Origin of the sequence: Mycolicibacterium llatzerense (assembly GCF_000878195.1) — a bacterium.
Lineage (GTDB): Bacteria > Actinomycetota > Actinomycetes > Mycobacteriales > Mycobacteriaceae > Mycobacterium > Mycobacterium llatzerense.
This window is the reverse complement of record NZ_JXST01000054.1, coordinates 1-13887: the sequence shown is the minus strand read 5'-3', so window position 1 is coordinate 13887 and position 13887 is coordinate 1. Positions and strand designations below refer to the sequence as shown.

The 13887-nt window shown below is 64.6% G+C and carries 11 protein-coding genes; 9 read left to right on the top strand and 2 right to left on the bottom strand.

Annotation, left to right across the window (positions count from 1 at the left end; genetic code table 11):
* The first annotated feature begins 272 nt into the window (after positions 1-272).
* The 3 genes from TL10_RS26455 (at position 273) to TL10_RS26440 (ending at position 2626) form a co-directional block, all read left to right on the top strand.
* The gene (locus TL10_RS26455; RefSeq protein ID WP_043987998.1) at positions 273-512 is read left to right on the top strand and encodes a hypothetical protein; all 240 of its coding nucleotides are present in this window, start codon (positions 273-275) and stop codon (positions 510-512) included.
* 130 nt (positions 513-642) lie between these two features.
* Entirely contained in the window at positions 643-1143 is a 501-nt protein-coding gene (locus TL10_RS26450) for an ANTAR domain-containing protein (RefSeq protein WP_125939781.1), read from the top strand.
* Between the two features lie 871 nt (positions 1144-2014).
* Positions 2015-2626: an acid phosphatase gene (locus TL10_RS26440; RefSeq protein WP_043987994.1), complete on the top strand. Its 612-nt coding sequence runs from the start codon at positions 2015-2017 to the stop codon at positions 2624-2626.
* A 224-nt stretch (positions 2627-2850) separates the two neighbouring features.
* Here the strand turns inward: TL10_RS26440 and msrA are convergent, their stop codons facing one another.
* On the bottom strand, positions 2851-3411 hold the full coding sequence (gene msrA, locus TL10_RS26435) for a peptide-methionine (S)-S-oxide reductase MsrA (RefSeq protein WP_043987993.1): 561 nt from the start codon (positions 3409-3411) through the stop codon (positions 2851-2853).
* Positions 3408-3815: a peptide-methionine (R)-S-oxide reductase gene (locus tag TL10_RS26430; protein ID WP_043987992.1), complete on the bottom strand. Its 408-nt coding sequence runs from the start codon at positions 3813-3815 to the stop codon at positions 3408-3410. Before TL10_RS26430 ends, msrA begins: the two co-directional genes overlap by 4 nt.
* A gap of 509 nt (positions 3816-4324) precedes the next feature.
* Between TL10_RS26430 and TL10_RS26420 the strand changes: the two genes are divergently transcribed.
* The 6 genes from TL10_RS26420 to zwf form a co-directional block, all read left to right on the top strand.
* Positions 4325-6367, top strand: a complete 2043-nt coding sequence (locus tag TL10_RS26420) for a glycoside hydrolase family 15 protein (protein ID WP_079635432.1) — start codon at positions 4325-4327, stop codon at positions 6365-6367.
* 504 nt (positions 6368-6871) lie between these two features.
* Positions 6872-8482: a glucose-6-phosphate isomerase gene (pgi, locus tag TL10_RS26415; protein WP_202813126.1), complete on the top strand. Its 1611-nt coding sequence runs from the start codon at positions 6872-6874 to the stop codon at positions 8480-8482.
* A 29-nt stretch (positions 8483-8511) separates the two neighbouring features.
* The gene (gene gnd, locus TL10_RS26410) at positions 8512-9525 is read left to right on the top strand and encodes a phosphogluconate dehydrogenase (NAD(+)-dependent, decarboxylating) (protein ID WP_176749606.1); all 1014 of its coding nucleotides are present in this window, start codon (positions 8512-8514) and stop codon (positions 9523-9525) included.
* Positions 9526-9624: 99 nt separating this feature from the next.
* The gene (gene tkt / locus TL10_RS26405) at positions 9625-11718 is read left to right on the top strand and encodes a transketolase (protein ID WP_043987989.1); all 2094 of its coding nucleotides are present in this window, start codon (positions 9625-9627) and stop codon (positions 11716-11718) included.
* Positions 11719-11769: 51 nt separating this feature from the next.
* The gene (gene tal / locus TL10_RS26400) at positions 11770-12885 is read left to right on the top strand and encodes a transaldolase (protein WP_043987988.1); all 1116 of its coding nucleotides are present in this window, start codon (positions 11770-11772) and stop codon (positions 12883-12885) included.
* A partial coding sequence (zwf, locus tag TL10_RS26395; RefSeq protein WP_043987987.1) for a glucose-6-phosphate dehydrogenase occupies positions 12882-13887 on the top strand: 1006 nt, incomplete at its 3' end. The genes tal and zwf, both read left to right, overlap by 4 nt.

Below are 13887 nucleotides of genomic sequence, written 5' to 3'. Positions count from 1 at the left end.
CGCCGTGTACACCGCCGCGTACACCTCTACGGACTTGCCGCCCTGAGGCTCCCACATCGGCGGTTACAAATGTGCCACGTCGTGAATACGACGAGGTCGCGTTCACTGCTGGTCGCGAATAGCCAGCCGGCCCGAAGGCGCCGGCATGAACTAGCGCGGAGCTACCATTGATCCCGCGACCGCGGACGCCTCCATGTTGGTTCGCCCGAGGCAGGTCGAGTGGACAGGCATACTGCACTACGCGGTACATCTGCCGGGCCACGCGGTTCGGGATGACCGGCCTCAGCAAAGCGCTCGGCATCGTCGCCATCCTAAGTCGTGCAGACCGCCGTTACGGCCCTTGCTGGCACGGAGACATCCCGGCGGCTCTGCGGGTGGTCGACGGCGACACCGTGAACGTCCTCGACCTGGAGGCGTCAACCAGCGAGGCGTTCCGTTGGCTCGACATTGCCGCGGCGTTCGGGCGCTCCATGTGCGCTACTCGCCATGTTTGCGCCGATCGCACAATCTGAACTACTCGGTTCACTTCGAGATGAACTGCGCGGTACAATTTGCGCTGCGCCGCTCGGGCGGTTTGACGCCGGGGCACATCCTCTCAGATCGTATGCGCTACAGAGGAACTGGAGTCGGATGGGCGGGCAAATGGCCGATACGGATGCGACGATTCGCGAGATGATCGACAAAGCCTTAGGGGTGCTGATGACGCTGCGCGGGTGCTCGGAGCAGGCGGCGTTCGACGAACTCGTCGTAGCGCTACAGGATATAGGCGTGGACCCGTCCGGCGTCGGTGGCGGCGATCGCCGTGTCGCTGATTCTCCGCACGCCGCGGGGTGGGTTCATGTGGTTGAAGTGCGGAAAGTGCCCGCCAACGGTGACTACGACCCCGGTGGGCTGACGATGGTCTGCAGGTTACCTCTGCTGCGCGACGCCGGCGGGGTCGTCGGGCAGGCCCACTGGGAAGGTCCCGATGCCGATGGGTCGGTGTTGCAGTACGGGGTGATGACCCCCACCAGCTCTACGGTGCTGATTGCCACTGCCGACTTGGCGGTAGCCACCCGCGCCCTGAGCTGGATCCACGGTGGGCGCCTCGTCCAGCGCACCGTCACCTACGGCGGATGGACCGGGCATCGACCGAATCCCTGAACGTGTAGCCGTCACGACTTCATCGCCGAGACGGGACTCGTTGCAGCAGGTGCTGAGTGGGTGAATCCGATGAGCATCAGGGGCGACGCTCAGTGACGCGAATGCTCAGCCTCGCCGCCTGTGAGCAGTGACCTCACGCGGGCACCCGAGACCGGACGCCCTTGTTGAATTCATGGGGGCCTTGATAACCCGACGTCATCGGGGCGGAAGCCCGCACGTCGCGGCGGAGCAAGTGGAATCAGCCGAGGTTTTGTGCCGCCTCCATGGTGGGCTGTCACTCCGGGTTGAGGGCAGCGTAGTAGAGGGTTCGGACGTTGTTGGGTGAAACCACTGCGCGGCAACCGGTCCCGCGAATGCGGGTGCTTCAGCGCCGGGCGAGGTGCCTACGAGAAGTGTCATCGTCCGATACCGCCCGTTGAATGTGCGCAGAGGCCAAGGCCCGCGGATTCTTGGGTTTTGTCGAGCAAGGTCAGGGCCACCCGCGATGTACCTACCAGTACACTCTGACATATGCCTTTGTTCAATATGTCACACTCGCAGTCAGATTCGCCGTACCGCACAGGAGCGGCAGGGTGACCTTCGCCTTGTCAGTACAGTCGCGTGATCATCAGGGGCTAGCACTTCGGCGCCTAGGCTCTGCAGGATCTGCGCCTCCACGACGTGCCCGCGATGCCTACGGTGGTCATCACCAGGATCGCCGACGCCGCGATGATGCACTCAGTCATGTCCCGCGCGCTCATCTGCGATATGCCATTCTGGGCACGTATGTCGGCGGGCGCCTGCTCGCTCCAACGACACGACCCGCTGACGGAGTTCCGCTTGCATGGCATCGTCGTGTAAGGGCAACCCAATTCGCGCGTAGGACCACAACGTGACCGTCGAGCGGCACCGTCTGTTCCTGCTGCGCCACGGCGAGACCGAGTGGTCGGCCAACGGGCGGCACACCGGGACCACCGACCTCGAGCTCACCGAAGTCGGCCGAGACCAGGCTCGGCTGGCTACCGAAGCGATCGCCGCTCTCCGATTGACGAACCCGCTGGTGTTCAGTAGTCCAAGGCGTCGGGCGCTGGTCACCGCCGAGTTGGCGGGGTTGACGGTTCACGAGGTCACCCCTCTTCTCGCAGAGTGGGACTACGGCGACTACGAGGGTCTGACCACGCCGCAGATCCGAGAGACCGTTTCCGGCTGGACCGTGTGGACGCATGGCAGCCCCGGTGGGGAAAGCGTCTCCGAGGTAGCCGAGCGTGCCGACCGCGCTGTGGAACTGGCGCTGTCACACCTCGACTCCCGCGATGTCGTGTTCGTCGGCCACGGCCACTTTTCCCGCTCGATTCTGATGCGGTGGATGGAGTTGCCGGTCAGCGACGGGATCCGCGTGTCGATGGCTGCCGCGTCGATCGCGGTGTGCGGCTTCGAGCACGGCAAGCGCCAGATCGCAGCCCTGGGGCTGACTGGTCACCCGAATCCGTGTCTGCCGGAGTGACGGGCGCCGGCGTTCAAGCGTCGAGATGATGGTCGGCATCTCCAGCTTGCCTGCCAACTCAGCTACCGCGGCGCCGGCGGGACGGAAGCCGCGGCTGCGGCTTCGTTGACTGCGCCCGTCCACTGAACGCCGTCCCACCACCACGGGTCGGATTCAACTGGCAGTCGCAACACCGCGATCACGGAGGTGCGGAGTGGCGAAAATTCGCGCCGGAACCCTCCGCGCTAGGCCGGTTCCTCCGCCTCACTTCGCCTCGGGAGAATCCAGTCTGGGCGCACAAAGTGGCACGTGTAGCCGTTGGGGTATGTGATCAAGTAGCTCTGGTGCTCGGGCTCGGCTTCCCAGAACGACCCAGCGGACTCGATGGTGGTGACGGCGTCGCCTGGCCACAGGCCGGACGCGTCGACGTCCGCGATCGTGTCCCGCGCGATTTGCTCCTGCTCCATGGAGGTGGGGAAGATCGCGGATCGATAGCTCGTGCCGAAGTCGTTGCCTTGGCTGTTCAGCGTCGTCGGGTCGTGGACCTGGAAAAAGTACGCCAGGATGTCGCGATACGTTGTCCGGGTCGGGTCGAACACGATCTCGATCGCCTCAGCGTGCCCAGGGTGGTTGCGGTAGGTTGCGTAGTCGTTGTCGCCTCCGGTGTAGCCCACACGGGTGTCGACTACGCCTTGCTGTTGCCGGAACAGATCTTCCATGCCCCAGAAGCACCCACCGGCGAGGATGGCCGTCTCGGTGTCGGGGTTGCGGGTGATCGTCCCGGTGCCGTCGATGCTGCTGGTCACGCTGAATCTCCTGTCGATTCTGCTCGAGAGTCGTCCAGGGAACGGTATTGGCCGTATCCCTCCTCCTCGAGCGATGAGTCCTGGACAAGTCGGAGGGTGGTGGAGTTCATGCCGTACCGACGTCTGCCGGCTTCCTGCGGCCCGTCCGGCACGAGGTGGCCGAGGTGGCTGTCAGCACCCGCCGAACGCACTTCGCTGTGTGGCGTGGTCGGCTGGTGGTGGGTTCTGGTGTCCAAGGCGCCGTCGTCAATCGGCTTGGTGAAACTTGGCCGCCCCGTGCCATTGTCGTAGCTTTCGGTTGAGTAGAACAGATCCTGCCCAGAGACGACGCCGATGACATAGCGTTGCTGTTCGCGGAGGTGGCTGAGCGCCCCCTCAGTGTTGACGTAGTCCTTCGAAAACAAGGCTTCCTCCTGGGTGGTTCAACTTCCCCCACCGTAGATCAAAGTGTACCTTCCAGTACAGTGTCGCTCGACTGGACATGCTCAACCTCCTAGGAGTTCGGCGTCGAGCTCCTTTGGGCGAGTGATTAGGCCAGTCTCACGGCTACGACGACCGCCCCTGGTCGCATGTCTCCGCAATGGTTCGAGAGGCTCACATTGACCGAGTTGCGCTTTCCACCTCAGCTCCCGCCGGGTGCTCTGAATCCGACAGACCACAGCACGTCGGCTGTCCACGGGGTCATCGCGGCGGGCGCCGTGACCTGCCGGGCGGCCGAGTCGCAGGAAGGCTTCGACGAAATGCCATCCGTTGGCGTCGAGCTGGGTGACGTCCATTTGGCCTTGGAGAACGACGGCGTCGAGAAATTTCAGGGATCCTGGGGTTGGTTGATGAAAGCAGCGCAGACCCAACTCGGCGCGGCGGTCTGGTCTCAACAGAGTTGCAGCGCAGGCACATTCGGTTGGATGAGCCGATGACCACGCCCGACGTTGCGTCCATCCACGGCGGCGCGAAGAGTGAACGACCGCGCCGCACGCGGACTGGGCCCGACGGCATTGACCCATCGCAGGAGCTGGACATCGGTGCGATTCCCGAAACAGCAGGAGGTTCTCACCGAAGTCCGTTCCCGCCCATCGCCGACTACGCGTTCCTGTCGGACTGCGAGACAACGTGTCTGATCTCATCGGCTGGGTCGGTGGAATGGCTATGCGTGCCGAGGCCGGACTCACCCAGCGTGTTCGGCGCACTCCTTGACCGATCTGCCGGCCATTTCCGGCTCGGCCCCAAAGGGGTCTCGGTCCCGGCCGCACGCCGCTATCTGCCGGGCAGCCTCATCCTGGAAACCACCTGGCAGACCCACACCGGATGGCTCATCGTGCGCGACGCGCTCGTGATGGGCCCCTGGCATGACGTCGGGTCGCGGTCACCCACCCACCACCGCACCCCGATGGACTGGGACGCCGAGCACACCCTGCTGCGCACCGTGCGCTGCGTCAGCGGCACCGTCGAGCTGGTGGTGAACTGCGCGCCGTCGTTCGACTACCACCGGGTCGGCGCCAGCTGGGAATACTGCGGACCCGCCTACGGCGAGGCCGTCGCTTCGGCCCAAAATCATCCGGACACTCACCCGAAACTCAGGCTCACGACCAATCTGCGGTTGGGCATTGAGGGCCGCGAAGCCCACGCCCGTACCCGGATGAAGGAGGGCGACAACGTCTTTGTCGCATTGTCCTGGTCGGATCCGCCACCGCCGCAGAGCTATGAGCAAGCTGCCGAGAAGATGTGGAAGACCGGCGACATGTGGCGGGATTGGATCAATACGGGAGACTTTCCGGATCACCCGTGGCGGACATATCTACAACGCAGCGCGCTGACGCTGAAAGGGCTGACGTACGCCCCCACGGGCGCGCTGCTGGCGGCGAGCACCACGTCATTACCGGAAACGCCACGCGGCGAGCGGAATTGGGACTACCGCTACGCGTGGGTGCGCGATTCGACGTTCGCGCTGTGGGGTTTGTACACGCTGGGCCTGGACCGGGAGGCGGACGACTTCTTCTCGTTCATCGCCGAGGTGTCCTGCGCGAACGGCGATGAACACCGTCCCTTGCAAGTGATGTACGGCGTCGGCGGGGAGCGGGCACTGGTCGAGGAGGAGCTCACCCATCTGACCGGATATGAGGGGGCTCGCCCGGTGCGGGTCGGCAACGGCGCCTACGACCAGGACCAGCATGACATCTGGGGCACGATCCTCGACTCGGTGTATCTGCATGCCAAGTCAAGCGATGACATACCAGAGACGTTGTGGCTCATGCTCGTACAGCAGGTCGAAGAGGCGATCAAGCACTGGCGCGACCCGGACCGCGGCATCTGGGAAGTCCGCGGCGAGCCCCAGCACTTCACGTCGTCGAAGATCATGTGCTGGGTCGCGCTGGACCGTGGCGCGAAACTGGCCGAGATTCGAGGTGAACAGGCCTACGTGCAGAAATGGCGCCCGATCGCCGAGGAAATCCGGGCCGACGTCTTGAAGAACGGCGTCGATTCCCGAGGCGTGCTCGTTCAGCGCTACGGCTCCGCCGCGTTGGACGCGGCGCTGCTGCTGGCCGTGCTGCTCCGCTTCCTGCCCGCCGACGACCCGAGGATGCGGGCCACCGTACTGGCGATCGCCGATGAGCTCACCGAAGACGGCCTGGTGCTGCGCTACCGGGTCGAGGAGACCGACGATGGATTGCACGGTGAGGAAGGCGCATTCGTCATCTGCTCGTTCTGGCTGGTCTCGGCGCTGGTGGAGATCGGTGAGATCACCCGCGCCAGGCAGCTGTGTGAACGGCTGCTGTCGTTCGCCAGCCCGCTCAACCTCTACGCCGAGGAGATCCAGCCGCGCACCGGCCAGCATCTGGGCAACTTCCCCCAAGCGTTCACCCACCTGGCATTGATCAACGCCGTGGTGCACGTCATCCGGTCCGAAGAAGCATCAGACAGCGCCGGAGTCTTCCTACCCGCCGCCGCACCGATCTAGACGACTCATCTCCGCCGCCGCACCGACCACCGTCCGCGCTACAAACCACGGAGTGAAAAGAACAGACGAATGAACACCCCAGGTGAACGGGCACCCCAACGGACCACTCCTCGAGCTCGCTCAATGGGTGATCTGGCCTGGGCGATCACTTACTCTGTCGCACAAGTTGTTTCAGATGGATCCGACGTCGATACCGTCACGATCAACATGATTCGAGCATCGCGCAGCCATCCCGAATGCCGACGACAACGCGCGTGGAGGCCGACTTCCATGTCCCCGCCACTGTCTACGACAGTTTCGCCTCAAGCATTACCTCCCCCGGCGAGCAGGCTCGGCGGGCGTTGGAGACGACGTTCGAGGGCCACCGCACGGCCTTCCCCAACCTGACCCGCGAGGAACTGCACGCAGACGAGGTCACTACCCGCGTAGTGACCTCGTCCGAGCCTCCAACACCGACCCACCGACGCCGACCCTCGAAGAGGACATCACATGCCAGATTCACCGTTGCGTCTTCACCCCGCCTATGCCGCTCTCGCCGACCACCACGCCTCGATCGGGAACCGCCATCTACGTGACCTGTTCGCCGACGACCCCGATCGCGGCGAATGGTTCAACGCCGAGGCGGCCGGACTCTACCTGGACTATTCCAAGAACCGCATCACCGATGAAACCGTCGATCTGCTAGTCGAGTTGGCCCAGCAGTGCGGTCTCGAGGAGCGCCGCGACTCGATGTTCGCCGGCGAGCCGATCAACGTGTCCGAGAACCGTGCGGTTCTGCATGTGGCACTGCGTATGCCGAAAGACGCCACGCTGATGGTCGACGGGGTCGACGTGGTCGCCCAAGTGCATGACGTCTTGGACCGGATGGCCGAGTTCGCCACCAAGATCCGTTCGGGTGAATGGAAAGGCCATACCGGCAGGCCGATTCGCAACATCGTCAACATCGGCATCGGTGGTTCCGACCTGGGCCCGGTAATGGCCTACGAGGCGCTGCGCCACTACTCCGAGCGCAATCTGACATTCCGGTTCGTCTCCAACGTGGACTCGACGGACTTCGTGGAAGCCACCAGGGACCTGTCAGCAGAAGAGACGCTGTTCATCGTGTCGTCGAAGACGTTCACGACCCTGGAGACGTTGACCAATGCCACCTCGGCGCGGGATTGGGTGCTTGCCCAGCTGGGCGACGAGTCCGCGATCGCCAAGCACTTCGTGGCCGTCTCGACGAACGCCGAGCGGGTGTCGCAGTTCGGGATCGACACCGCGAACATGTTCGGCTTCTGGGACTGGGTCGGGGGTCGGTACTCGATGGATTCGGCCATCGGCCTGTCCACGATGGTGGCACTCGGGCCCGATCAGTTCAACGAAATGTTGGCCGGTTTGCACGCGATGGACGAACACTTCCGCACCACGCCGCTGCGGCGAAACCTCCCTGTGCTCATGGGCCTGCTCACTGTCTGGTATGTGGAGTTCTTCGGGGCCTCTGCGGTCGGCGTGATGCCCTATGACCAGTACCTCAAGCGCTTTCCCGCGTATCTGCAGCAGCTGACGATGGAGTCCAACGGCAAGCACGTCACCCTCGACGGCACGGTCGTGGACTACCAGACCGGTCCGCTGTACTGGGGCGAGCCTGGCACGAACGGCCAGCACAGCTTTTACCAGCTGATCCACCAGGGAACGTCGCTGATACCGGTTGACCTGATCGGCTTCGCCCAAGGCCTCAACCCCCTGGGCGACCACCACGACATCTTGTCGTCGAATGTCTTCGCCCAGGCCCAGGCACTCGCCTTCGGTAAGAGCGCGGCGGAGGTCCGTGCGGACGGGACTCCCGAGGCGGTGGTGCCGCACCGGGTCATGGAGGGAAACCGTCCGACCAATGTGCTGCTGGCGCAGGTCTTGACCCCCCACATCCTCGGCGCACTGGTGGCGCTCTACGAGCACAGCGTGTTCACGCAGGGAACCATCTGGGGCATCAACTCTTTCGACCAATGGGGCGTCGAGCTAGGCAAGGCACTGGCCGTGGCGATCCTGCCGGGGTTACAGAGCGATGCCGAACCCGAACTCGACCACGACTCGTCGACCAACAAGCTGATCCAGCGCTACCGATCACTTAAGTGAGGAAGAAGAACATGGCAACTGGCACATCAATGCAGCTGGGTATGGTCGGGCTAGGCCGGATGGGCTCCAACCTTGCTCGGCGCCTGATCCGCGACGGGCACCGCTGCGTCGTCTACGACGTCAACCCCGACGCGGTCGAGAAGCTCGAGACAGACGACGGGGCGACCGGGGCCGCATCACTGGTGGACCTCGTCGAGAAGCTGGAACAGCCCCGGACAGTGTGGCTGATGCTGCCGGCGGCCATTGTCGACTCGACCCTCGACGAGCTCGTCCCCCTGTTGGCGCCCGGTGACACGGTGATCGACGGCGGCAACTCCTATTACCGCGACGACATCACCCGGGCCCAGCAGCTGGTGACCCAGGACCTTCACTACGTGGACTGCGGCACCAGCGGCGGGGTGTGGGGACTCGATCGCGGCTACTGCTTGATGATCGGCGGGGAATCCGAAGTCGTGAACCGGCTCGACCCAATCTTCAAGACGATCGCCCCCGGCGCCGGATCCGTTGAGCCAACCTTGGGCAGGGATAGCCACGCCGGCACCGCCGCCGACGGGTACCTGCACTGCGGGCCAAGTGGGGCAGGGCATTTCGTGAAGATGGTCCACAATGGGGTCGAATACGGAATGATGGCCGCGATCGCCGAGGGGCTCAGCATCATCAAGCACGCCGACGCCGGCAAGGCAACCCAAGCCGTGGACGCGGAGACCACCCCGCTGCGCGACCCGTGGGCCTATCAATACGACATCGACATCGCCGAGGTGGCCGAGGTCTGGCGGCGCGGATCGGTGGTCGGATCATGGCTGATCGACCTGGTCGCCAACGCGCTGGCCCGCTCACCCGAACTCGACGAATTCAGCGGGCGGGTATCCGACTCCGGCGAAGGCCGGTGGACGGTCCTCGCCGCGGTGGACGAGGGTGTTCCGGCCCCCGTCATCACGACCTCGCTCTTCGAGCGATTCGAGTCCCGACAACTCGGCAACTTCACCGACAAGATCGTGTCCGCCATGCGCAGCGAATTCGGCGGCCATGCCGAACAGAAGTAGATCCAGCCACCAGTCCGTCGCGCACGCGACACATCCATCTGGAGACCGCATTGTGAACGTCGATCGGGGACAAATGATTTGCCATCGAGGAGTGAGCTTGTGACCACAACGGAAGAGATCTCGGCCCTGACCGAGCCGCACCATCCCGAAGACTGGGCCGACGTCGACTCAGTCGCCGTCGACACGGTGCGCGTGCTGGCGGCAGACGCGGTCCAGAAGGTCGGCAACGGCCACCCCGGCACCGCAATGAGCTTGGCGCCGTTGGCGTACACGCTGTTCCAGCGGCAAATGCGCCACGACCCCAGCGATGTGCACTGGCTCGGCCGCGACCGGTTCATCCTGTCCTGCGGGCACAGCAGCCTCACGCTCTACATCCAGCTCTACCTGGGCGGATTCGGTCTGGAACTCGAAGACATCGAGTCGTTGCGAACCTGGAAGTCGAAAACCCCCGGTCACCCGGAGTTCCGGCACACCAAGGGCGTCGAGATCACCACCGGCCCGCTCGGCCAGGGCCTGGCGTCAGCGGTCGGGATGGCGATGGCCGCCCGCTACGAGCGGGGCCTGTTCGATCCCGACGCGGCGCCGGGCACCAGCCCGTTCGACCACTTCGTCTACGTGATCGCCTCCGACGGCGACATGGAAGAAGGCGTCACCAGCGAGGCGTCGTCGCTGGCGGGCACCCAGGAGCTCGGCAATCTGATCGTGTTCTACGACCACAACCAGATCTCGATCGAGCACGACACCAACATCGCGCTGTCCGAAGATGTGCCCGCCCGCTACCGGGCGTACGGCTGGCATGTCCAAGAGGTTCAGGGCGGCGAAAACGTCACCGCCATTGAAGAAGCCATCGAAGCGGCGAAAGCCGTCACCGACAAGCCGTCCTTCATCTCGGTGCGCACCATCATCGGCTATCCCGCCCCCACCAAGATGAACACCGGCGGCGTGCACGGCTCGGCGCTCGGCGACGAGGAAGTGGCCGCCACCAAGAAGATCCTCGGCTTCGATCCCGAGAAGACCTTCGAGGTCCGTCCCGAGGTCATCGAGCACACCCGCAAGCTGGTCGACCGCGGCCGCGAGGCCCACGAGAAGTGGCAGCCGGAATTCGACGCCTGGGCCGAGCGTGAGCCCGAGCGCAAGAAGCTGCTGGACCGCCTGACCGCCGAGGAACTCCCTGACGGTTGGGATTCCGACGTGACGTACTGGGAACCGGGTTCCAAGGCGCTTGCCACCCGCGCTGCCTTCGGCCAGGTGCTCAACGACGTCGCGCCGAAGCTGCCCGAGCTCTGGGGCGGCTCGGCCGACCTGGCGGGAAGCAACAACACCACCATCGAGGGCGTGAAATCGTTTGGCCCTGCGTCCATCTCGACGAAAGACTACACCGCCGACCCGTACGGCCGGGTGCTGCACTTCGGCATCCGCGAACACGCCATGGGTTCCATCCTGTCGGGCATCGTGCTGCACGGGCCGACGCGTGCCTTCGGCGGCACGTTCCTGCAGTTCTCCGACTACATGCGCGGCGCGGTCCGGCTGGCGTCGCTGATGGACATCGACACCATCTACATCTGGACCCACGACTCGATCGGGCTCGGCGAGGACGGTCCCACCCATCAGCCGGTCGAACACCTCGCCGCACTTCGCGCGATCCCCAACCTGTCCGTGGTGCGGCCCGGCGATGCCAACGAAACCGCCTACGCCTGGCGCAACATCATCGCGCGGGGCAACGGCAGCGGCCCGGTTGGCTTCATCCTGACCCGGCAGGGGATCCCGGTCCTGGAAGGAACCGACTACGAAGGTGTCAGCAAGGGCGGCTACGTCCTCGGCGGCGGAGCCCCCGCCGACGACGCCGACGTCATCATCATCGGCACCGGTTCGGAGCTGCACTTGGCGGTGGAGGCGAAGAAGTTGTTGGCGGAGAAGGACATCACCGCCTACGTCGTCTCGATGCCCTGCGTCGAGTGGTTCGAGAGCCAGCCCAAGGAGTACCGCGACAGCGTCCTGCCACCGTCGGTGTCGGCACGGGTCGCGGTCGAAGCCGCCGTCGCCCAGAGCTGGCACAAGCTCGTCGGCGACACCGGCGAGATCGTCTCCATCGAGCACTACGGCGAATCCGCCGACGACAAGACCCTGTTCCGTGAATTCGGGTTCACCCCGGAAGCCGTCGCCGCCGCCGCGCAACGCTCCATCGCCAACTAGTTCTCACCCACCACCAACTCACACTGACAACCAGAGGATGAGGTAAGCGAAATGACACAGAATTCCAACCTGGCGGCCCTGAGCGCTGCCGGGGTTTCGGTATGGCTCGACGACCTGTCCCGCGACCGGTTGACATCGGGCAACCTGGTCGAACTGCGCGATACCAAGAGCATTGTCGGCGTCACCACCAACCCGTCGATCTTCCAGGCCGCCCTGTCCAAGGGCACCGCGTACGACGCGCAGATCGCCGAGCTCGCCGAGCGCGGCGCCGACGTCGATGCCGCCATCCGCACCGTCACCACCGACGACGTCCGCAACGCCTGCGACGTGTTCGCCGAGATCTACAAGAGTTCCGGCGGCGTCGACGGCCGGGTCTCCATCGAGGTCGACCCACGCCTGGCTCATGACACCGACAAGACGATCCAGCAGGCCATCGAGCTGTGGAAGATCGTCGACCGGCCCAACGTGCTGATCAAGATCCCCGCGACCGAGCAGGGGCTGCCCGCGATCACCGCGGTGATCGCGGAAGGTATCTCGGTCAACGTCACGCTGATCTTCTCCGTCGAGCGGCACAAGTTGGTCATGACCGCGTACCTCAAGGGTCTGGAGAAGGCCAAGGAGGCCGGACATGACCTCTCGAAGATCCATTCGGTGGCGTCGTTCTTCGTCTCCCGCGTGGACTCCGAGATCGACGCCCGACTGAAGAAGATCGGCTCCGAGGAGGCACTGGCCCTGCGCGGTCAGGCCGGCGTCGCCAATGCCCGCCTCGCGTACGCCGCCTACGAAGAGGTCTTCGTCGGGGGAGCGGAGTTCGAGGTGCTCAAAGCCGATGGTGCACTGGTGCAGCGGCCGCTGTGGGCGTCGACGGGCGTAAAGAATCCCGACTACTCCGACACCCTGTACGTCACCGAACTGGTCGGGCCGAACACGGTCAACACCATGCCCGAGAAGACGATGGATGCCGTGGCCGACCACGGCGTCGTCACCGGTAACACCCTGTCCGGCACCGCCGACGCCGCCCAGGAAGTGTTCGACGAACTCGAAGCCATCGGTATCGACCTCGCCGACGTGTTCATCGTGCTGGAGGACGAGGGCGTCGAGAAGTTCGAGAAGTCCTGGCATGAACTTCTCGAGGCCACCCAGGGTCAGCTCGACGAAAAGAAATGAGCAGCAGCAGCAGTGCCGCACCAGCCGATTGGGGTAACCCGCTGCGGGACAAGCTCGACAAGCGGTTGCCTCGTATCCCGGGTCCGTGTGCGGTCGTCATCTTCGGGGTGACCGGTGACCTGGCGACCAAGAAGTTGATGCCGGCGATCTACGACCTGGCCAACCGCGGCCTGCTGCCGCCGACGTTTGCGTTGGTCGGTTTCGCGCGACGCGACTGGCAGGACGAGGACTTCGGCGACATCGTGTTGAAGGCGGTGCAGGCCCATGCCAGGACGCCGTTCCGGCAGGAGGTCTGGGACCGACTCAACGAGGGAATCCGCTTCGTCCAGGGCACGTTCGACGACGCCGACTCCTTCGCGCGGTTGAAGGAGACGCTGGACAAGCTCGACGCCGAACGAGGCACCGGCGGCAACCACGCCTTCTATCTGTCGATTCCCCCGAAGGCCTTCCCCACGGTGTGCGAGCAGCTGTCCACCTCGGGGCTGGCCCGACCCGAGGACGACCGGTGGAGCCGGGTCGTCATCGAGAAGCCGTTCGGTCATGACCTGGAGAGCGCCCGCTCGCTCAACAAGGTGGTCAACAGCGTCTTTCCCGAGTCGTCGGTGTTCCGCATCGACCACTATCTGGGCAAGGAGACGGTGCAGAACATCCTGGCGCTGCGCTTCGCCAACCAGCTGTTCGACCCGATCTGGAACGCGCACCACGTCGACCACGTGCAGATCACCATGGCCGAGGACATCGGGTTGGGTGGGCGTGGCGGCTACTACGACGGCGTAGGCGCGGCCCGCGACGTCATCCAGAATCACTTGACGCAGCTGCTCGCGCTGACCGCCATGGAAGAGCCGGTCAGCTTCAGCCCCGCGGAACTGCAGGCTGAGAAGATCAAAGTGCTCTCGGCGACTCGGCTGGCAGAACCGGTGGACCAGAACACCTCTCGCGGCCAGTACACCGCGGGCTGGCAGGGTGGCGAGAAGGTGGTCGGGCTGCTCGAGGAGGAAGGCT